We start from the raw sequence: 21,195 nt of genomic DNA on the forward strand, positions 1-21,195 counted from the left end.
CTAAGGCAATAAGGTAAAACCTTTGGTTGTAGAAGCCAAGGAAGTAGCTTCGACTGCGAAGTTGACAGCGGAAGAAGCGAAGAGTGTTGCGGAGCAAGCAAAAGAAGAAGCTGATACGACGAAGCAAGGGCTTGGAGAGGTCAAGAGTTCATTAGACACGGTGACAGCAACGACAAATTCTGCGAATACAGCCGCCTCTGAGGCAAAAGTGTTAGCAGAAGAAGCAAAGAGTGCATTGACAGAAGTTCAAGAGAAGGCACAGAGGAACAGTGACAGTCTTTCTGAACTTCAAAGTAAGGTAGGTTCTCTTTCCACTAATTTTTTAGAGGATGTGCGTTTTAATCAACCTGACAGAATTCTGGAAGCCGATCCGGAAAATAGAAAAGGTCTTGTGATCAATAACGGTGCATGTTTTCGCGTTCATCATGGTGGTGAGAATTGGGGGTAGGTTCCTCTTTTACCGCATTCCAGGGCGTGGAAGGCTGTCTTTTATCGAAGATCCTGAAGCAGGAAAGGATTATTATATATATCTCATCTTAAAAGATCAGACGAATGAGATATCCTTTGAAATTTCGCAAAATCCGACAGCTCCTAATGGCTATACAGAGGAGCATTCTGAAAAGATTGGTGGGTTTCATACGCTATGTGCGGATGTTGGTGAGATTGAAGATCATCTCTTATCGGGTTATCAAGCGGGGGATGTTTTGCCCAATTCTATTTGGTGTTTAAATCACCGTCCACGTAGTGCCCCAGAGGGAATGGTTTACAATCCGTGGCATAATATTTGGGTTGATATTTATCTTCAATCAGGGACAGGTGTAAATGCAAAGTCGGCATATGGTGTTCCGATTACGATCAATCGTAGCTATGCAGATCATGCCTTTGATTTTTGGTCTGTTAATAAGAGATTTTTGACGAGTGATGAGTTCGCGTCTTGCATGTGTGGAATCAATTCGGGAACCAGTATTATAGGCAATAAAGCGCCTTCTCCCAAAACGTCTGGAGGACACGTTGATACAGAAAATTGTCGTATGATTTCGTATATCGGTTGTGAGGATGGTTGCGGTTATGTTTGGCAATATTTGTCTGGTTGTTATCCAGTGACTAAATGGCATACAGGAGAACAAGGAAGCAGTTTACGTGTAGACATAAATGTTATATTGGGAGGAGGCGATTGGACTGGTGGTTCTAACAATGATCATCTTGTACGGAATTTTGCGCATTCTCGTTATGTAGAAGATGAAAAAATAGGCGCCCGTGGATGTAGCGAGCCACTTTATTATAATTAGCGCGAGATTGATTAGAACATCATTTTATCCAGCCCCACTTTTGTGGGGCTTTTTTTATGGAGCGTCAGATGAGAAAGATATCGAAAGAAGGATTGGCACTTCATCTTGAAGTTTTAAAATCAAAGCTTTTTCTACTAAACTCATGATGTCAACCAGAGCAGTACAATCTTATCACTCATATTTTCATGTCTAGAAAATTGAGATAATGCCATCCATAAATCGCATAAGAAGTTAGTATTTACCTTCATTGCACACCTCCATGGATTCGTTCTCTCAAACATGCCAATCCTTTAGGTGTGATTTTTGTTGAAGGCAGCACCTTTTCTGTTCCATCCGGTTTTTGAATGGTGATGGCAGAACAGTCTATGAAGCCTTTTTTGATTTTATCCTGATTAAGGTAACAATGGACCACTCGGAGCACGTCGATACACCCAATCATTTTTACGCAAGTAATCTGTTAAATCCTTTGGTCTTATCTCCAACATCTTCGCGGCTTCAATCAAACCAAACAAACCATCAGAGCGTTTTAAGCCTTCTAAAGCTTTTGCTTTTAGTGCTAATTCTGAAATAACATGGTCTTTCTGCTCAATTTGATTTTGTAGATGATTTAAGGCGCCAAGTAATACTTCGGGTTTGGAGTAATCAATTTGTGGAATAGCTACTTGTCTTTCCAACTCTTTCCAACGGTCAATTATCTTTGCTCGTAAGGCAGTGCTGTAACTAGAAACAAGAATTAAGCATTCACGCTTTGGCAGGTTATAACAAGGGCGGCTTTCACCTTTGTTATCAAGGTAGTGCCCACCAAAATCAACCTCCTCAAATTTGAGGGCGTTAAGTTCTTCAAGCGTTTTCTTGATGTCTCGCATAATATTGTCATGCCTTTTGCCACATAATTCAGTAATTTTAATAATGGTATTCATAAAGAATTTTTAGATGTTAGGCGTTCCTTAATGACATTCTAAAAGAGTGCTGGGCGCTAAAAAACACGGCATCTAGTCCGTCGTTACGCCTTTCCCCGAAGGGGGTATATGGTATAACCACACCTGACAAAGCTATTAGCATACAATGAGTTAAAGCTTTTGAATTGCGGAAGATTAGTTATTTCGGCAACTAATCCGCTAGTTGTTTTAAGGTGTTTTTGAGGCACATGATTCGAAAATATCTATTACTATAGAATTGTCCAGCAACAAAAATTACTTTTTGCTAAGAAAACGTTTCACATACTGTACAGTGTACATATTAAAATTGTTATTTATCAATTAGTTAAGTGTACAATGTACAGTCAAATTGAAAATTCTGTCGCTAGCGATAGTTCGTACTAGTCTGCCCCGCAACGAAGCCAACCCGCTGGGAAGTACCTTTTACATTGATTTTATTGACTTTTTTATGAAAAAAACAAAGCATAAGTGATAATCTGTTTTTAAAATTGCAATCAAAGTGTGTAATGCATAAACTCATAAGGATATGTAATATATAGATAAAGTTTAAGAACATAATCTAGCTTTTCTTGTTGGCAGCGTATTCATGATGAGCAAGTTAGTTCTGTATATTGGCAATTAATCTCTCATTGGCTTTTTTACAATAGCATTTGCAATCTCTGTCTTTGACATGACCTCAGAAGTTGAGGGTCCCTCTTGTTTTGCAATGGGGAATTGATCTCCATCCGCTCTTTGAAAAACATTACCATTCAGCTTTTTTAACTCAAAACGCTTTGGAAAACTCTCACCTTTGATAAAAGCATGGGGTAAGATTTGTTTTTTTTTCAAACAGTTGTGTAAGTCACGCCGCGTTTTGTTCTTTTGCTTTAAAAAATTTAAGAAGTATCGGTGTTCCAGAACGAATGATATCTGTCTCAAGAAACCTTGCTGTCGCCTTTTCTTTAATATAAACACCTTGCTTAACACGCTTTGATTTGGCTGATGTAGCATCAGAAATCTTCTTTTCTGCAAAGCGTTCAACTTGTTTTGCTGCGGTGTTTAGAGCATGACGCAGAAAGGGGACCAATTAAGGCGAAGGGCTTGAATACTGGTGAAGGTATCATTCACCTGTTGAAGATACCATTTTGGTGGATGCTTAACTTCAACTTCTAAGGCTTTTTGGGAGCAGGTGTTGATGATTGAGAGACCTTAGATGCTTTTGGCTGTTCGAGTGGAATTTCCTCTGTCACTGGTTCAGATGATGTTTGTGCTGCTTCTTGTTTTATCTGCTTAATTTGTTCAACTGCCTTGTCAGGTTTTGCTGTTGTTTTGACCTCAACAAAAAGTTTTGCAGCATTGGCGCGCTTGAGACGTGCGTAGACTTGATTGGAAACTTCAACAAATGGATTATTGGGTGTTGATGGTTCAAAGCGAACAGTGCTTTTATTGTCGCCAACAACACACATTGGCTTAGTGATGACAGCTTTCATTATGGCTCCTTTTGAGTCATAATTAATGACATCATTAGTCAATTATTGATTTTTATTCTGTGAAAAATTGATTAGCCGATTGTCAACAGAAAAAATCATGATCTTATGCTTTTTTACTTTTTACCTAAAGTTGGTGTTTTTAAACATAAAAAAGTGTAAAAAAAATTCAAGTAAGAAATGTTGATAACCTTGCTAAGACTTCATCCATAATTATATATGGAATAGTTTCCATTCTTTTTCCATTACGCGCTACTATATCTAAAGCACGCGGTTGGTCGCAGCGTATCACACCTGTTGTATGCAGCTCTGTTCCCACCAATGAAATAGCAAAATCTGCTGTTCTAGCAAAATTTTCTCCACTCGTAATGGGCAAAACAATGGGTGTTTTGTTAAATGATTAAACGCCTCCGGTGATACAATCAGTACAGGACGCGTTCCTTTTTTCTCATAAACAGAAGTTGGGTCAAGCGATACAAACCAAATTTCACCTCGCTTCATTACAAGAGCTCTCTGCCAGCAGGTTTAGCATCAAACCACTCTACATCTTTATCCGCAAAATCGTCTGAAGGATTACATTGGGCTAACAATTCTTCAAGAGTGTAATTTTGCGATATCTGTGGTTTCACAACCAATTATCCATTGTCAATAACCAAACCCACTTGCATATTTTCAGTAAGATGAAGAACATCAATCAATGCAGGCGGTATAGAGAGTATAACTGATCCTCCAACTTTACGTAATTTTGTTGTGTGCATAAAACGCCCTCTCTAATATTATATAAAAATATAACATAAAGCCCATGATTCAATAGCTTTTTATGCTTTTGTGTAAAATGTTTAAGAAGCGCATTTAGAGCAATACGCAATATACTCTGAATAAAGTCAATATTTTTTTATCTCTCTGCTTATCTCGTCTATAAGAGGTTTGTAATTGAGAACGCTTTTCGGAATAGTACCATCGTAAACCCATGCTTTTACTTGCGCTTTGGTACTAAAATCCGCATTCTTAGGTGTTTTGTAATACTGACCACCATCAAACTTTGCACACTCTCTTGTGCCGTCTTCATATTCGTAGAGGTTGTAAAAATACTCCTCTGCTCCGTCCCCCCATAGTGCATATCCAGCGCCGTTGCAGCAAATCTCTTTCGCATGGGCTGTTTACGGTTTTTTAAGAATAGATGTTTTAAAATGAACATGCTTTAATCCTAATTTTACAAATTTGTCTATTTGCCTCAAATTTGATCGTACAGAGCGTTTTATATGATAGGTTTTTATCATAAAATCTTTAAATTGCTCTGTACGGTGCCATTTTGTCGATTTAAATGCACATCCAATCACAAAATGATCAGCAATTTTCACTAGTTTACTAACCTGCAATGTTTTTCAATGTTCCCCCAAGACCATTTAAAATCCCTTCAAGCTTTTGCTTTTCAACCAACGTGAGTGGTCTTGAATTCTCTCTCATTGCCTTTTCTTTCAGCCTTTTTTCACGGGTGTTCAAAACAGCCTTGCGTACTAGATTGGCTTTCGTCAAAAGACTATTTTCCAAATCACGACATAATCTTACGAATTCACGAGTGCTTGGAAAAAACGTATCCGATAAACCTTCTAACTCATCGCATAAAGTCCGTTTAACCGTTTTTATCAGTGACCACGCAGAAACACTTTCCAAAACCATTTCATAGGTAAGCGCCATACCTTCATGATCTGCCTGTTGCGAAATTTTTCAGCCACACGAAAGCATCCGAATTGCTTTAGCTATGTCCTTTTTGCTCGCTTTTATTGAAAACAATTCGTGAAGTTGATCACAAGCATCTAAGGCAATCGTTTCCTGCTGTTGTGTCAATGCACGGCCACTCTTCAAAACCAAAGAAAACTCCGGAGCTATCATCTCGTGAATGTGTTTTAAAGTGACCTCGAGACCCGATATCAAGGGTGCTATCTGAGATGCGTTCACCAACGCTTTTTTGCCTTTGAGAGTGATTTTCCATAGTTTTTTCCTTTCCCTAAATCCTCGATAGCTTTTTGCACCCAATTGCGCCACGTTGCTTTCCAATCCGTTTTGCGTGCATCCTTGCGTGCTCTAGATTTCCAATAATCTCGAAATTTTGCCATTTCGACTTTCACACGCTTTGGAGGCAAACCCTCTTTGATTGCGAAATCATAAACAGATTCGAAATCATCAGGGATACGACAGCCACGGTCATTTCTAACCCATTTCGCTTTTCTTCATATTATCTTACTCCTGTTAAGAGTGTGAATGTGCTGCTGGTGTTGGAGAAATATTAGGGTTGATTATAAGGCGTTTGTTAGATGCAAATGACCTCGAAGAAGAGCTTAAGCATTACAAATCAGTTACAACAGAAGCTAAGCGAATTTTACCAAGCTCTGTTGTGAAAGCTGCTTAACGTTAAAAACACGACTCATTTCTTCATCCTCAAGGATGAGGAGATCAAGATTAACTGCCTCTCCATCCTAAAAGACAAGGAGGAGGTCAACGTGCTAAAAAGGTACCTCAAAAAGCAGCAATGATTCGTATTTTAGCATCATCGCTGTACCGTCTGATAGCGTTATAATAAAGTTGCGAAAGGTGGTTTAGAAGGTGCTTTAATTTTTGTTGATTTTTAATAAATCATTGGAAAATAAGAGAGATTAAGATACAATGGTGCGGACGGCGGGACTTGAACCCGCAAGGTCTTCGACCGGCAGATTTTAAGTCTGCTATGTTTACCGTTTTCATCACGTCCGCGATGTGAGTTCTCTCATAAGCTATATCTTTTATTGAATCAAGAATTAATGACAAAAGAAACATTTTTCATTTTTTAGTGAAATTTTGACTGACAATAGTTTCCTTTATCGATAGAAAAAGCTTTTATAATGTAAATAAAGCGTGAAATGATTAGTGTTATGAGTCAATTTATTCAAGACGTCACAAAAGCTATGGTGGGATTGCATCACGTGTTTGCTGAAACACCACTTCAAAGAAATGATTTTCTTAGTCAAAAGTATGATGCAGAAATTTATTTAAAGCGTGAAGATTTAACACCGGTGCGGTCTTATAAGATTCGTGGTGCTTTCAATTTTGTTTCAGAAATGCTTAGCTGTATATCACCAGATTCTGCATTTGTTTGCGCTTCAGCGGGGAATCACGCGCAAGGGGTTTCTTTTGTTTGTCGTTATTTTAAACGTAAAGGCGTGATTTTCATGCCCATGACAACGCCACAACAAAAAATTGAAAAAACACGTATTTTTGGCAAAGAATTCATTGATATTCGTTTGATTGGTGAAACATTTGATCAATGTTATGAAGCTGCGCAATCCTTTGTCGTGGAGAGCGGTGGTGTAATGGCTCCACCTTTCGATGATATTCGCATTATTACAGGGCAGGCAACAGTGCTTTGTGAAGCTGCTTTACAATGGAAAAAACTCAATGGAGAAAGTGAGCCAGATTTGATGATTGTGCCGGTAGGGGGTGGTGGTTTGGCAAGTGGAGTGAGTAAGTTTTTACATGAATATGGTTGGAAAACAAAGCTTCGTTTTGTTGAGCCGCAAAGAGCTGCAAGTTTGCTTGCTTGTTTGGAGAGTGGAAAACGCGTCAAACTTGAAAGCATTGACACTTTTGTAGATGGTGCTGCTGTGGCTGAAATTGGTGCACTAAACTATACAATTCTAAAGAAATTTCCCGCTGATTCTGTCATTACGGTTCCTGAAAACCGCGTTTGTTCTACGATGGTTGAAATGCTTAATGTGGAAGGTGTGGTTCTTGAACCGGCTGGTGCTTTATCGATTGATGCGCTTAACAGTATTCCTCCTCAAGAGTTAAAGGGGAAAAAAATTCTTCTCGTTATTTCAGGAGGTAATTTTGATTTTGAGCGTTTGCCAGAAATTAAAGAGCGTTCTTTACGTTTCCAAGGGTTGAGAAAATATTTTATTTTTAGTTTTCCGCAACATCCTGGTGCATTGCGTCATTTTCTTTCCACATTATCACCAGATGATGATATTGTGCGTTTTGAATATCTTAAAAAATCAGCGAGAAACTTTGGTTCTGTATTGGTTGCGATTGAAACAAAAAAATACGGTAATTTTTGTCTTCTAGAGGAAAAATTTCAAACGTTAGGTTGGCGTTATCGTGATATTACTGATGATCAAACGTTATTTGATTTTGTTATTTGAGAAACTGAAATTTTACTAAAACAAGAAGTATAATGATGAAACCTATTTTTTATTCGGTGCTGAGTCTATTTTTCTTTTTGATTGTTAATCAACAGAGTTTAGCATCTCAGCCAACGATAGTACAAAAAGCTGAACTTTCAAGAGTCGTTGTTGATGTCAATAATGCTATAAAAAATGGGGATTTTATGCCTATTTCTCGTTATATGCCTGAGCGGCTTTATAAAGAGATGGCACATCGATTGAATACAACAGAGAGTGCTTTACGTAGTGATTTTCTTCAACAGTTGCATAGGAAATTTGAGGGTTTGCCTTCTGGTGCTTATTATTTAGATAAAGAAAATATAGAGTATTTACAAACTGATAATGGTACTTTGTATGCTTTAATTCCAACAGTTCTTGATATGAAGGATCGCATCATTCAATATAAAACTTTGGCGATTTTTGATAAAAACCAATGGTATTTAATTTATGGCGGTCAAAAAACTTTACAAAATCCAGTTTTTCTCGAGATTTATCCTGATTTTATCAAGGTACATTTACCGATGGACACAGTCATCAAAAAGTAAACGATCTAAATATTATTTTTATTCATGATAAATGTATTTCGTAAAGTTCTTGCTTTTTTATCATAATCCAAAGATAATAGAGATGAAGGCATTTAGGCTGGTTTGTTGGCTTTTTGTAAAGTGAAGTTTATACGCCTTTATCTTGATTTCAAGGTGTTCATAAGTTGCGCAAGCCGCTTTTTAGGCGTTGCTTCATTTAAAATGTCAGGGATTTCTCTTGCGCGGATTCTTGAGTGAAGAGTTCAGATGGTTACTTCTTTTGAGTTCTTCAGCTAAGGAAAGATTTTATTTTGCCTATAAAAGAAGAAAATGTTTTTACAAAGTTAGGTTTACCTACTCTTTTGATTAAAAATTTACTCATTGCTGGGATGAGTAAACCTAAACCTATACAAGAACAAGCTATTCCAGTGATGTTGAAAGGACACGATATTTTAGGTGTTGCTCAGACAGGCTCTGGAAAAACCTTGGCATTTGGTTTACCTATTTTAAGTCAGATTTTGGCTTTGGGTGATAAACGCTGTCCTAAAACTGCACGCGCTTTGATTTTAGCTCCAACGCGTGAACTTGCTGTTCAGATTGATGAAACGATCCGTACTGTGGCGAAAGGAGCACATCTTTCAACATGTCTTATTTTTGGGGGCGTATCACGTTTAAAACAAATTAAACGTATGGAAGCAGGTGTGGATGTTTTGATAGCGACTCCAGGGCGTTTGAGAGATCTTGTTCGTGAAAAGTGTGTTGATCTTTCCCAATCTCGTTTTTTGATTTTGGATGAAGCAGATCGTATGTTGGATATGGGGTTTATTCATGATGTTAAGCAAATTGCAAAGCTTTTGCATCAAGAGCGTCAGACAGCACTCTTTTCTGCAACAATGCCGAGGGAAATTGCTGTGCTTGCAAAATGTTTACTCAATGATCCGGTTAAAATTGAAGTTGTTCCTCAAGGTACTACGGCTGTAGAGATTTGCCAAAAATTATATTGTGTTCCTACGAATGAAAAAAAGAATGTTTTAAGTAAACTTTTGACAAATCCAGCTTTTGATTCGGTTATTGTTTTTACTCGAACTAAACATGGGGCAGATGCTGTCACACGTAGTTTAGAAAAGATAGGATATTTAGTCGCAACAATTCATGGAAATAAATCACAAGGTGCTCGCCAGTCTGCTTTAAAAGCTTTTCGTGAAAGATCTGTGCAGATCCTAGTGGCAACAGATATTGCTGCACGCGGTATTGATATACCAGGGATAAGTCACGTTATTAATTACGACTTACCAGATGAAGCTGAAAGTTATGTACATCGTATTGGTCGTACAGGACGTAATGGCGCATCTGGTGTAGCACTTACGCTTTTTGATGAGAAGATAGAAAGGTCCCGCTTGCGTGCTATAGAGCGCTTGATTCGTATGAAATTGGTGGCTGAGGCTGTTCCAGAACAATTTGCAGCGTTTCCAGAAAAGCCAATTGTGCGAGAAAGTAAAGAAAACGAAAACGATAAGGAACGCCGTTTTAAAAAATCTAAACGTCAAAAACAGTTTTTAGGTCGAAAAGATGATACCGCACAGTTGCAGCGGAAGAATTCTTCACCTCAAAATGAGAGGCATAAAAAAGCAAAAGCGGTGGCAAAGCGTGCAAAGACTTTTCGTTTTCGGAAATCAGTTAAGAAGGCTGCTTAGATAAAGTCTTGAAAAAAGATCATGTACAGGAGATTTTTTACTTTTGTTGATTTATTCTCAATTGAAAAGAACTATAAAATACTCTTGTCAAAGTAAGAAGACCCTTTAGAGGTTTTCATTTTTTAGAAATGAAAACCTCTAACTGTTTGGATTTATTTGAAAATCTTTAAAAAATCATTATTGTAAGAGGCAATTATTTATTTGCTTTATTCCCATTTTTTAAAATGGGAATAAAAGTAGATTTTATTTATATAAAATTATTTTTATATAGGATGTGTTTTATCTTTAATGATGACTTTTAATTTTAAAAATTGATGTCTAATAATAACTCACTGTTTTATATATTGAATAGTTCATTATATCGTAAAATTTTTTTCATTTTGAAGCTATTTATGCGGATCAATCAAAAGTATTCACTTGCACGTTATATGTGAAATTATTGTATAAATGGACATTTGAGAAATAAATAAAATGATTCTTATAAACTCTTTCAAAGGCAAGGGGGGTTGCTAAGATTGAGAGTTGGAAAATAGTATGATGGTATGGCTTTTATTATAAATAAAGATGGGGCTGATCAATCGATTTCATTTTTACCATTTACGGGAGTCACTGTGAAAGAGACTTGGGGGATTTAAGAGATATCTCTTTAAAAAAGCGTGTGACTGCATAATACAATAGCGAGAATGTCATGATTTCTGAAGGCTTTCTCAGGATTCTCAACAATTTAGCTCGTTATCTTTGTTTTTACTGTAAAACACTATTAGTTTGGGAGGATATAAAGTCTACAAAACTTTATGCATTAAATGTTTTATGACAGTGTCATGAATATCCAAGGCAAGGTTGTTTGTAAAGCGTTGAAGTGGTTAGCAGGAGGAACAACCTGTTAGATAAGACGTCGGAGTGTTTACAGACTTGTTTTATGTTTTTTGCTTTTAGGATGGGGAGGAGGTTATGTGGGGTGTATGGAGATAATATATGACCTTGATTGTTATTTCTTTCATTTTTCAAAATGATTGCTTCATGAGCAGGCTTTTAAGTTTAATTCCTTTATTGAGTACAAATCATTCTTTCTTTGGAAAAAAATATATGAGACCGATTCATTGCTGATGGAGCTTAATAATTCATCTCTGATGAAAGAAATCGTAATTTATAATATGCAAATAATTGCTGTGTTCTCTTATAAAGGCGCGGTAGTTTGAAAAAAGTAATCTTATTTGTGCTATTTTAAAATGAATCAATTGCTTTTTGCGTTCATTGCAAAAAATACATCCGGTAGGATATTGCGTTTCTACTTTATTGCAAAAATCCTATTCCATTACTTTTATTAACGAATCCCTCACTGTAAAAAACACCTGGAAAACCAATAAGTTATTTGTGATAGAAAAGAAAAGTGGCTCCCCGGGCCGGATTCGAACCAGCGACCAACCGGTTAACAGCCGGTTGCTCTACCGCTGAGCTACCGGGGAACGGTGCCCAATCATTTAGTTGAAAAGGCTATAGCAAAGCAATACTGATTTGCAAAGGATAAAATTACTTTTTTTAAAAAAATATGATAAATTGTGTAATAAGAGGAAAAAAGGCGAGAGAAGATTTCTACACCTTGACGGATGCGTTGCCTTCCCTTATTGAAACCTTTATGTTTGTTGACGAGGCCTCGTGGCGGAATGGTTACGCAGAGGACTGCAAATCCTTGTATCCCGGTTCGATTCCGGGCGAGGCCTCCAGCCGATTTTAAACGAAACGGCTTTTAAGGGAGATGAGGTATAGGAAAATAGATTATTTCCCTCTATTCTTGTGAAGACACTTTTGTATGAGAGATTATACAGTTAAAATCTAATTGTTGACTGTAGCATCCTTTTTTGTAATGCCCATAGTTTAAGAGATCTTTATCCCTTATTGTCGCTGTTTGGTTTGTTTTTTGTAGGTTAGGAGAAAATATTCGTTATGGTTGCAGATTTTGCTGAGCTTCGTCGCAAAATGGTTGACAATCAAATTCGTACAGTCGATGTAACGGATTTATCAGTTCTTGAAGCCTTTTTAACGGTGTCTCGTGAAGATTTTGTATCGGAAGATATGAAAGTGTTAAGTTATCTTGATACCGATATTGTTCTATGTCCAGAGCAAGATGGGGTTCCTGCACGCTATTTGATGAAACCTGCATCTCTAGCGAAATTACTACAGCTTGCCGCTTTAAAATCATCAGATGTTGTTTTAGATATTGGTGCAAATAGTGGTTATTGTGCAGCGTTGCTTGCAAAACTTGCAGGGTCTGTGATTGCGCTGGAAAGTAATAAATCTCTCTTTGAACGTGCTCTTGAAGCTTTAGAACGTAATCAATGTGATAATGTGGTTGTCGTTCATGGTCCATTAGAGCAAGGATATGCTGTTGAGGGACCTTATGATGTGATTTTCATTGAGGGATCTGTTGATTTTATTCCTCAGGGTATCTTTGATCAAATGAAAGACTGTGGACGTCTTGTTGTGGTTGAAGGGTATGGAAATGCTGCTGTTGCACAAATCTATATAAAAGAAGATGGGATCATCTCGGCTCGTCGTGCTTTTAATCTCGCTGTAAAGCCTCTTCCTTGTTTTTTCAAAACACCTGGTTTTGTGTTTTAGTGCTTGTTTGTTTTGTGAATAAAAGATAATTTTGTAATTTATTTGGGGTTTGTTATTGTGTGTATTATGTTTAGAATAAACAAGAAGTTTCAGGCATGTTTATTACTGGTGTTGAGTGTTTTACTATCAGAGACTGTTTGTGCTGAAACATTGATGGATGCCTTTTCTAAGGCTTATAAATATAATGCTAAGTTGAATAGTGAACGTGCAGCTGTGCGTATATCCAGTGATGATGTTGTCATTGCGCGATCAGGGTTATTGCCACAAGTTGAGGGGGTTGGGAACTATGGGCGGAATAAGTCTTTTACAGGTCCTTATGTCACTTCTGGATCTATAGGAGTGAGATTAAATCAAAGATTATTTGATGGTTTTATCACGCAAAATATCTTTTCTTCAGCTCAAGTTAAGTTGCAGGCTCAGCGTGAATATCTTCGTAATGTTGAACAAAATACGTTTCTAGAGGTGGTGACCGCTTATGCTAATGTCTATCACGCACGTCGTGTTGCCGATCTTCGGAGAGAAAATTTGGCAGCTCTTGAGGAACACGTTCGTTCCAATAAAGCAAAATTTGATGTGGGTGAAGGAGGGCATGTTGATCTTGCTCAAGCTCAAGCTGCACGTTCCGTGGCGGTTTCAGAGCTGAGTCTTGCTCGTGCTGATGTAAAAGCAGCAGAGGCAGTGTATCGACAAGTTATTGGTTCTGATCCTGAAAAGTTAAAACGCCCACCCATAGCCAAAGATTTTCCCGTCAACCTTGATATGGCTTACCAAATGAGTGTTGTGATGCATCCAGCAATCCTTTATGCTAAATATTTAGTTGATGCGAGTGCTTATAATGTAAAGGCGAAAGAAGGGGCATTGCTCCCTAAAGTTGATTTTTCTGCAACAGCATCTTATAATCGAATCTACAGCGGGGTTGGAGAAGATGGCGTTTCTAAATCTGTAGGATTGTCAGTAAGTGTCCCAATCTTTGAAGGAGGGCGTACGTCTGCGCAAATTCGCCAATCAAGGGAACAGCTTGGACAGGCGCAGCTTCAACTCGATTTGGCGCATAGTAATACGAGGCAAGCACTGACTTCTGCTTGGTTTCAGTTGGAGGGTGCACGCTCATCTGTTATTGCTTACCGTGAAAGTGTTCGTGCTGCTGAAATTGCTCTGAAAGGTCGTGTTCAAGAAAATCGCGTAGGGCAAGCAACGACGCTGGATGTTTTAAATTCTCGTACTCTATTGATTAATGCTCAGATTGCGCTTGCAATGGCGGAGCGTAATGCTGTTGTGGCGAGCTATAGTGTTCAATCTTCTATTGGTAAATTGACTGCAAGTTATTTAGGTTTAAAAACAATTAAATATATCCGATAATGTATAAAAGTATCTCTTTAATCTTAAATTATTTTAGTTTTTAAAAGATTAGTAAATCAACAGTTGAATATGTTAAAAAATATTGCGGCGAGATATTATCTTTATAAAGTGTAGAAAACTGTGTGTAGCGCCCTCTTTATGACAAGCATATTTGAAAATATCGTGGGAGGCATGTTGATCTTATAATTCTTTTGCATACACTGAAAATATGATTCTATTTGTTGTTGCGTCTTTGAGAGGTTGTAAAGTATGGTACAGAGTTCAAGCGTGTTACGTGAGCCAAGTATGGATGAAATTTTAACATCTATTCGTGAAATAATCGAAGAAAATGCGGTTCAATCTGATCACTTTTTAAATGAAGATGTTGCAGTGAATGCTTCAGAAGTTGCATCAGAGAGTATTTATGATACAGCCTTATCGGTTGATGATGCTATGAAAGCTTTAGCTGATCGTATTGGTCTTTCTTCTGAAAATCAAGGGGGGAAGATAACGCAAGAGAAAGAGGATATAGAGGCGGAAAATAATACAGTTGGTATGGATATGCAAAAGATGAAGCTTTCTTCTGAAGAACGGAATTCTGTTTATAAAGCAAAAGAATATGAAGATGAGATAAGGAAATCACAGTCAGACGCAGGAAGGGATGGTCATGTGGAATTGTCTGCATATTGTATTTCTTCTGCAGAAAAGATTGCAAAGGATGTGTTGCGTCCGGCTATAGCAGAATGGTTACAGTCTAAATTGCCTATTTTGCTGGAAGATATTTTGCGTGAAGAGATTGTGAAGGCGATTAAAAAATCGTCTTAATTATTTTTATGTTTTTCATTTTATGGGGATTTTGTTTGCGATTTTGCGAGCTCTCTAGTGAATGGCTGAGATTCACGAGATTCTGATCAGGTTTTGATCATATATTGTGTTTTTCAGCGGCGTTATGGATGGATAGAATGTTAGAAAAAAACTATGATGCTTCCTCTATAGAGCAACGGGTTGCAAAGAGATGGGAGACTCGTGGGGCTTTTAAAGCGGGAGCTGGTTCTAAAAGCGATGCAGAGCCTTTTTGCGTTATGCTTCCACCTCCTAATGTTACAGGCTCACTTCATATGGGGCATGCGCTCAATACGACAATTCAAGATATAATAGTTAGATTTCAGCGGATGCGTGGCAAAAATGTGTTGTGGCAGCCTGGTATGGATCATGCTGGGATTGCTACGCAAATGGTTGTGGAACGTCAACTTGCAGAACGTCAAGAGCCAACGCGTCAAGAAATGGGGAGAGAAAAGTTTATTGAGCGTATTTGGGAATGGCGTTATGAAACTGGAGGCGTTATTGCAAACCAGTTGCGTCGCCTTGGGGTTTCATGTGATTGGTCGCGTGAGCGGTTTACAATGGATGAGGGGTTGTCGCAGGCGGTTCGTGAAGTCTTTGTCACGCTTTATAAGCAAGGGTTGATATATAGGGATAAGCGCCTCGTCAATTGGGATCCTAAATTGTTGACAGCTATTTCAGATCTTGAAGTTGAGCAAAAAGAAGTTCAAGGACATTTGTGGCACTTTAGATATCCACTTGAAGGTAAAACTTTTGATCCAAATGATGCTACAACTTTTATAATAGTGGCGACAACACGACCAGAAACAATGCTTGGTGATACAGGAATTGCTGTTAATCCTGAAGATGAGCGTTATAAAAATCTTATCGGTAAAAATGCTCTTTTGCCGCTTGTTGGTCGTAGGTTATTAATTGTTGGTGATAGCCATGCTGATCCTGAGGCTGGAAGTGGTGCTGTAAAAATCACACCAGCTCATGACTTTAATGACTTTGAAGTAGGACAGCGTAATCATTTACGCTTGATCAATATTTTTACCCAAAAAGCCGAAATTTTTCTTCGTGAAAATGAAGCATTTTTCGATGGTTTGATTTTATCAGATGAATTAAAAATGTTAGTAGAAAATCTCGATAAATCTGATCGTTTTGTTGCTCGCCAGAAGATTATTTCTTTGATGGAAGAACAGGGATATTTAGCTTCTGTTGATGATCATACCCATATGGTTCCTCATGGAGATCGCAGTGGTGTCCCTATTGAGCCTTTTTTGACAGATCAATGGTATGTTCATGCTGCTGAATTAGCAAAGCCAGCGATAGAGGCTGTTCAACAAGGAAAAACGCAGTTTGTTCCCGATAACTGGAAAAAGACTTACTTCAATTGGATGCAAAATATTCAACCTTGGTGCATTTCTCGCCAATTATGGTGGGGACATCAGATTCCTGCTTGGTATGGTCCTGATGGAACGGTTTTTGTTGAAAAAAGTGAAAAAGAGGCTTTAGATTCAGCTTTTGCTCATTATGGTGAGGTTGTTGACTTAATCCGTGATCCGGATGTTTTAGATACGTGGTTTTCATCAGCTCTTTGGCCTTTTTCAACATTAGGATGGCCAAATAAAACGACTGAATTATCTACTTTTTACCCAACATCTTTATCTGTGACAGGATTTGATATTATTTTTTTCTGGGTTGCTCGTATGATGATGATGGGACTTCACTTTATGGGTGACGTTCCTTTCCCAACGGTTTATGTGCATGCTCTTGTGCGGGATCAAAAGGGCGCAAAGATGTCAAAATCAAAGGGAAATATTATTGATCCCTTAGAGCTTATTGATCAATATAGTGCTGATGCACTTCGATTTACTTTAGCTATTATGGCAGCACAAGGTCGTGATGTAAAACTTGATGTTTCCCGTATTGCTGGTTATCGTAATTTTGCTACGAAATTGTGGAATGCTACCCGATTTGCACAGATGAATGGTGTGAAGCATGATCCAGCTTTTAAACCAGAACAAGCAAAACTGGCGCTTAATCGTTGGATTTTAACAGAGTTATCTAAAACAATTTCAGCAGTTACGACTGGTATTGAACACTATAAATTTAATGAGTCAGCTGCCACTCTTTACCGTTTCATTTGGAATACATTATGTGATTGGTATTTGGAGCTTCTCAAACCTATTTTTCAGGGGGAAAATGAAGATGCTAAAAATGAGGCTCAAGCTTGTACTGCTTGGGTTTTAGATGAAGTTTATAAACTTCTTCATCCTTTTATGCCTTATATGACGGAAGAGTTGTGGTCTCTTACAGAAACGCAAGCCATCAAGCGTGAGGATATGCTCGCATTGACAAAATGGCCAGAGGAAACATTGATAGATGAAGAAGCTGCTGATGATATTAATTGGCTTATTGATGTCGTCACGGGGATTCGGTCTGTACGTTTTGAAATGAATATTCCAGTGGCGACACAAGCACCTCTTGTTGTTGTTGAAGGAGGGGAAGTAACGCGAGAGCGTGTGAAGCGTTATGATGCACTTCTTAAAAAATTAGCGCGTATTGAAGTTATTGATTTCTCTGATAAAGTTCCGGAAGTATCAGCACAAATGATTTTGGGAGAGGCTGTTTTTTGTTTACCATTAGGACAGTTGATTGATTTGGAGGCTGAACGTGTTCGTTTGAGGAAGGATGTCAGTAAAATTGAACAAGATATTGAAAAAATATCGCTTAAGTTAAACAACCCCAAATTTATAGCAAATGCAAAAGCAGAAATTGTTGAGCGTGAGCGGAACAGGGTTGTAGAACTGCGTGCAGCGCAGAAAAAAATATTTGTTGCTTTAGAGCGGTTAGATTGATTTCAACTTTTTCTTTTGTTAGTTTTTCATGAACGATCATAAAATCTCTACTGAAATCCATTGTTTTATGTTTATCATTAAAGAGACATCTTTTAAGGCGTCCAAGCCTATTCCACGACGTAGATCATGAATGGTATAACGGTAAATCCATTGGGCTTTCCCTTCTTTATGCTTGTGAAGTAACAAGCGCCGGCACCATTCTGTCCAATCCGGACAGCCCTTGGCACTTAAGACCGTTCATAAGAGGCATTTTTAGTTCTTTCTTACACAGAGTTTTTATCCACATAGCTTTCTCTGCTTGTAATGTGCAAGCGGATGATTTTGATTGATTTAACATGGAGCACGTTTGGAATGAGAGAATCTTACGATATTCGAGGGCCTCATTCAACATGCAAAAAGGAAAATTATAATTATAAATCAATTTCTTGCTTTATTACTGTAAAATATCATCATTTAGAGTAGCAATATAAGGTATGTAAAATTACACATGTGGTATTTTTTTGTATGAGTGGTGAGTATTCTAAGGTAGAACTTGTGTGTAAAGTATGAAGTAACCCCATGTGAAATGATGTTAGGTGCAATCCGTTAAATAAAAAGCTGTATTGTTTATAGATTGACGGAGACAAAAAACTTCCTCCTTAAGGTGGTAAGGCAGTCGTGAAGTTATAAGTTAATTATCATCATTATATTTATCCATCTTTCGTATTGTTTTTTATACTTAAACGCTTACCATTCATCATGTATTCTCTTCGTTCTCAAGTTACTGTTTAATGCACGTTATTTTATTGAACGATTTTTGCTCATACGTATAAAATTTTAAGATCGATAAATCTTAGAATGTTAAAGGATGTGTTACAAAATATAGAATGATGATTTATATTTAAAAATCAATTTGTTATATATAAAAATGGATACTTAATTTTATCGAACATTTTGGATGGTTTTTATCTATTTGTTTTTTCTTTTAAAATTTTTACTTTAAAATTGCGTATGCTTCTTACTAAGAAAAAGAGTTTAAATATCTACAAAGAAATTCGTAACAGATATAATCATTAAAATTGAGGTAGGGGGGAAATGGTTAATAGGTTTCAGATATGGAAAAAAGTCACGATTGTTGTGATTTTAGGGGGATTCTTTTCGAATGTTTATGTAATAGATGTCAATAGCTTGCAAGAAGCGAATGATGGTTCGTTTTATTTTTTAAAACGTGGCATGTCTGCTTATAAAAATGGGCATATAAATCAGGCTATTGCAGCATTACGTTGTGCAGCTAAGAGAGGCCATATTGGTGCGAATTGGAAACTTGGCTCTATCTATGCAAACGGTGATGGTGTCTCTAAAAATGATTATAAGGCATATAATTTTTTTGCATATATTGTTGAAAAAGGTGCTGATCTTGGTTCAGAGGATGAAAGTTATGTTTCTGACGCATTGGTTAAACTTGCGGGATATATAAAAAAAGGTATTCCTCAATCACCTGTGAAACCTGATCCTTCTTATGCTGCTCATCTTTATATGCAGGCTGCGGTAAACTATGGAAATCCTAAAGCTCAGTATCATTTAGGAAAAATATTTTTAAAGGGAGAGGGAAGGGAGAAAAATCTTATACAAGTAGCACGATGGTTTCAACTTTCAGCAAAAAAAGGAAATCCTTCCGCCCAAGCAATGCTTGGAAATATACTGCTTAAAGAAGGAAAAATTGTCCGTGAGGCAGCAATGTTAACTGCTGCCTATGAAAAAGCTAACGTAAAAGACAAAAATTGGATTCACCCTTTGCAAGAAGAGGCTTTTGCTCTTTGTAATGAATCTGAGAGACGTACAGCAATTTCACTGGTTGCTGAGATTTTAAAGAATAACAGTTTTTAAACATCTGATTGTAATATTTTTACATTCTCTCATCTTATATTAAACTCTGTTTCCTTGTATACAAGTTCATAGTAAAGATAGCTTTTTTTGATAATCTAACGGCTAATGACTTAGGATTTTAGACAAAAATTCTTGCGTTCTTGGTTTTCTTGCTTGCGGATCAGAAAAGAACTCTTTAGATGAGCAGTCTTCAAGAATTGTTCCTTGATCTATGAAAATAACACGCTCCGAGACTTTTTGTGCAAATCCCATTTCATGGGTTACACAAATCATCGTCATACCTTCTTCTGCTAAGCTAATCATGACATCGAGTACTTCACCTACCATTTCAGGATCTAGAGCAGATGTTGGTTCATCAAAAAGCATGACAAGTGGATCCATAGTTAAGGCACGTGCAATAGCAACACGTTGTTGTTGCCCTCCAGAAAGTTGACCAGGATATTTATCTTTGTGTTCAATGAGTCCAACGCGTTCAAGATATAACAATCCACGTTCAAGTGCTTCTTTTTTGCTTCGTTTTAGGACTTTGATTTGTGCAATTGTCAAATTTTCTGTGACAGATAAATGGGGGAAAAGCTCGAAGTGTTGAAACACCATTCCTACCTGACTTCGCAATTTAGGCAGATTCGTTTTTTTTGAATGAACTGGTATTCCATTAATCCAAATTTCACCTTTTTGAAAAGGGACGAGAGCGTTAATAGTTTTAATGAGTGTTGACTTTCCGGAGCCTGATGGACCACAAACGACAACGACTTCTCCTTTATTAATGTTGGTTGTACAGTTTTTAAGGACTTTAATTTCGCCATACCAATTAGAAACATTTTTTATTTCGATCATATGAGTAGACATTTTTTTTCCTGTTAGCGAATAATGGATACTTTTTTTTGTAAATACAAAACTATTTGTGACAGTGTAAAACAGATAACAAAATAGAAAATAGCTGCTAAGATATAAGCTTCTTGCTTTACACCAAAATTATTAGCAGCAATATCAAAACCATTCAAAAGGCTATGACCACTGATGGCATAAACAAGGGTTGTATCCTGAAAAAGGATAATAACTTGTGTTAAAAAGACTGGAAGCATATCTCTAAAGGCTTGAGGAAGAATGACAATGTACATACTTTGCCAATATGTCATTCCAAGAGCTTGTCCTGCATATTTTTGTCCTTGCGGAACTGAATTGATTCCAGCACGCATAATCTCAGCAAAATAAGCCGTTTCAAATGCGGTAAAGGTAATGAGTGCTGATTTATTTGCACCGATGGATATACCGGTTAAAAAAGGCAGAAGCACGAAAAACCATAAGATAACCATCACAAGTGGTATTGAACGCATAGCTGTTATGTAACCTATTGCAAACCAAGAAAGAAGTTTTATGGAAGAAAGGCGCATCATTGCTAAAAGCGTACCGAAAACAAACCCCAACACCGTTGCAAAAAGAGTTAGAAAAACGCTAAAGAGTAAACCTGATAAAATGTAAGAACGAAATACATCAAAGGTAAAAAAGGAAAAATCAAAGTCGGAAAAATTGAAAGGAGAATAAAGTCCAAACTGAGAGCTTATGAAATTCATCATAT

Annotated in this window: 16 protein-coding genes, 3 tRNA genes and 5 pseudogenes; 11 read left to right on the plus strand and 13 right to left on the minus strand. The window is 37.4% G+C overall.

Translation table 11 applies throughout. The features are described from left to right. Positions 1-22: 22 nt before the first annotated feature. Entirely contained in the window at positions 23-448 is a 426-nt protein-coding gene (locus tag ACFIK3_RS07690; protein ID WP_375676498.1) for a hypothetical protein, read from the plus strand. Further along, the gene (locus tag ACFIK3_RS07695) at positions 432-1,289 is read left to right on the plus strand and encodes a hypothetical protein (RefSeq protein WP_375676499.1); all 858 of its coding nucleotides are present in this window, start codon (positions 432-434) and stop codon (positions 1,287-1,289) included. Before ACFIK3_RS07690 ends, ACFIK3_RS07695 begins: the two co-directional genes overlap by 17 nt. 244 nt (positions 1,290-1,533) lie before the next feature. On the opposite strand, the pseudogene ACFIK3_RS07700 reads toward ACFIK3_RS07695, so the two are convergent. From ACFIK3_RS07700 to ACFIK3_RS07745, 10 genes and pseudogenes are all read right to left on the minus strand, one after another. Then, positions 1,534-2,209: pseudogene (locus tag ACFIK3_RS07700) on the minus strand (phage antirepressor KilAC domain-containing protein). A gap of 616 nt (positions 2,210-2,825) precedes the next feature. Beyond that, positions 2,826-3,334, minus strand: a pseudogene (locus tag ACFIK3_RS07705) (hypothetical protein). 41 nt (positions 3,335-3,375) lie between these two features. Then, complete coding sequence (locus ACFIK3_RS07710) at positions 3,376-3,696, minus strand: hypothetical protein (RefSeq protein ID WP_375657817.1); 321 nt, start codon at positions 3,694-3,696, stop codon at positions 3,376-3,378. A gap of 166 nt (positions 3,697-3,862) precedes the next feature. After that, positions 3,863-4,194, minus strand: a pseudogene (locus tag ACFIK3_RS07715) (type II toxin-antitoxin system PemK/MazF family toxin). Continuing rightward, positions 4,194-4,451 (minus strand): annotated as a pseudogene (locus tag ACFIK3_RS07720) (AbrB/MazE/SpoVT family DNA-binding domain-containing protein). Before ACFIK3_RS07720 ends, ACFIK3_RS07715 begins: the two co-directional pseudogenes overlap by 1 nt. A gap of 126 nt (positions 4,452-4,577) precedes the next feature. Beyond that, positions 4,578-4,891: pseudogene (locus ACFIK3_RS07725) on the minus strand (hypothetical protein). Between the two features lie 170 nt (positions 4,892-5,061). After that, positions 5,062-5,391 (minus strand): hypothetical protein, encoded by a 330-nt coding sequence (locus ACFIK3_RS07730; RefSeq protein WP_273791438.1) that lies wholly within the window; start codon positions 5,389-5,391, stop codon positions 5,062-5,064. A 30-nt stretch (positions 5,392-5,421) separates the two neighbouring features. Continuing rightward, positions 5,422-5,652 (minus strand): hypothetical protein, encoded by a 231-nt coding sequence (locus tag ACFIK3_RS07735; RefSeq protein WP_375676500.1) that lies wholly within the window; start codon positions 5,650-5,652, stop codon positions 5,422-5,424. Then, positions 5,649-5,810 carry a hypothetical protein gene (locus tag ACFIK3_RS07740; protein WP_342753378.1) on the minus strand — a complete coding sequence of 54 codons (162 nt, stop codon included), beginning with the start codon at positions 5,808-5,810 and terminating at the stop codon, positions 5,649-5,651. The genes ACFIK3_RS07735 and ACFIK3_RS07740 overlap by 4 nt, the downstream gene beginning before the upstream one ends. 548 nt (positions 5,811-6,358) lie before the next feature. Further along, positions 6,359-6,444, minus strand: a tRNA-Leu gene (locus ACFIK3_RS07745). Between the two features lie 146 nt (positions 6,445-6,590). Between ACFIK3_RS07745 and ilvA the strand changes: the two genes are divergently transcribed. The 3 genes from ilvA to ACFIK3_RS07760 all read left to right on the plus strand — a co-directional run bounded on the left by ilvA (position 6,591) and on the right by ACFIK3_RS07760 (position 10,107). Further along, positions 6,591-7,868: a threonine ammonia-lyase IlvA gene (ilvA, locus tag ACFIK3_RS07750; protein ID WP_375663729.1), complete on the plus strand. Its 1,278-nt coding sequence runs from the start codon at positions 6,591-6,593 to the stop codon at positions 7,866-7,868. A gap of 35 nt (positions 7,869-7,903) precedes the next feature. Further along, entirely contained in the window at positions 7,904-8,434 is a 531-nt protein-coding gene (locus tag ACFIK3_RS07755; RefSeq protein ID WP_375667468.1) for a hypothetical protein, read from the plus strand. A 290-nt stretch (positions 8,435-8,724) separates the two neighbouring features. Continuing rightward, positions 8,725-10,107 (plus strand): DEAD/DEAH box helicase, encoded by a 1,383-nt coding sequence (locus ACFIK3_RS07760; protein WP_273791441.1) that lies wholly within the window; start codon positions 8,725-8,727, stop codon positions 10,105-10,107. Positions 10,108-11,498: 1,391 nt separating this feature from the next. Here the strand turns inward: ACFIK3_RS07760 and ACFIK3_RS07765 are convergent. Continuing rightward, a tRNA-Asn gene (locus tag ACFIK3_RS07765) sits at positions 11,499-11,573 on the minus strand. 184 nt (positions 11,574-11,757) lie between these two features. On the opposite strand from ACFIK3_RS07765, the gene ACFIK3_RS07770 reads away from it, so the two are divergent. The 6 genes from ACFIK3_RS07770 to ACFIK3_RS07795 all read left to right on the plus strand — a co-directional run bounded on the left by ACFIK3_RS07770 (position 11,758) and on the right by ACFIK3_RS07795 (position 19,616). Then, positions 11,758-11,831, plus strand: a tRNA-Cys gene (locus ACFIK3_RS07770). 220 nt (positions 11,832-12,051) lie between these two features. Beyond that, positions 12,052-12,726, plus strand: coding sequence for a protein-L-isoaspartate O-methyltransferase (locus ACFIK3_RS07775; RefSeq protein ID WP_273791442.1), 675 nt, complete (start codon positions 12,052-12,054; stop codon positions 12,724-12,726). Positions 12,727-12,792: 66 nt separating this feature from the next. Then, positions 12,793-14,085 (plus strand): TolC family outer membrane protein, encoded by a 1,293-nt coding sequence (locus tag ACFIK3_RS07780; protein ID WP_375631475.1) that lies wholly within the window; start codon positions 12,793-12,795, stop codon positions 14,083-14,085. 249 nt (positions 14,086-14,334) lie between these two features. Continuing rightward, positions 14,335-14,889, plus strand: a complete 555-nt coding sequence (locus ACFIK3_RS07785) for a DUF2497 domain-containing protein (protein WP_273791444.1) — start codon at positions 14,335-14,337, stop codon at positions 14,887-14,889. A 137-nt stretch (positions 14,890-15,026) separates the two neighbouring features. Continuing rightward, positions 15,027-17,750, plus strand: coding sequence for a valine--tRNA ligase (locus ACFIK3_RS07790; protein WP_375676501.1), 2,724 nt, complete (start codon positions 15,027-15,029; stop codon positions 17,748-17,750). Between the two features lie 1,074 nt (positions 17,751-18,824). Next, entirely contained in the window at positions 18,825-19,616 is a 792-nt protein-coding gene (locus ACFIK3_RS07795; protein ID WP_375676502.1) for a tetratricopeptide repeat protein, read from the plus strand. Between the two features lie 102 nt (positions 19,617-19,718). Here ACFIK3_RS07795 and ACFIK3_RS07800 read toward each other — a convergent pair whose 3' ends face one another. Continuing rightward, entirely contained in the window at positions 19,719-20,465 is a 747-nt protein-coding gene (locus ACFIK3_RS07800) for an amino acid ABC transporter ATP-binding protein (RefSeq protein ID WP_273791447.1), read from the minus strand. 11 nt (positions 20,466-20,476) lie between these two features. Further along, a complete protein-coding gene (locus tag ACFIK3_RS07805; protein WP_273791448.1) occupies positions 20,477-21,193 on the minus strand; it encodes an amino acid ABC transporter permease in 717 nt (238 codons plus the stop codon). Positions 21,194-21,195 lie beyond the last annotated feature (2 nt).

The organism is Bartonella sp. CB10SXKL (assembly GCF_042195515.1).
In the GTDB taxonomy this organism is placed as follows: domain Bacteria; phylum Pseudomonadota; class Alphaproteobacteria; order Rhizobiales; family Rhizobiaceae; genus Bartonella.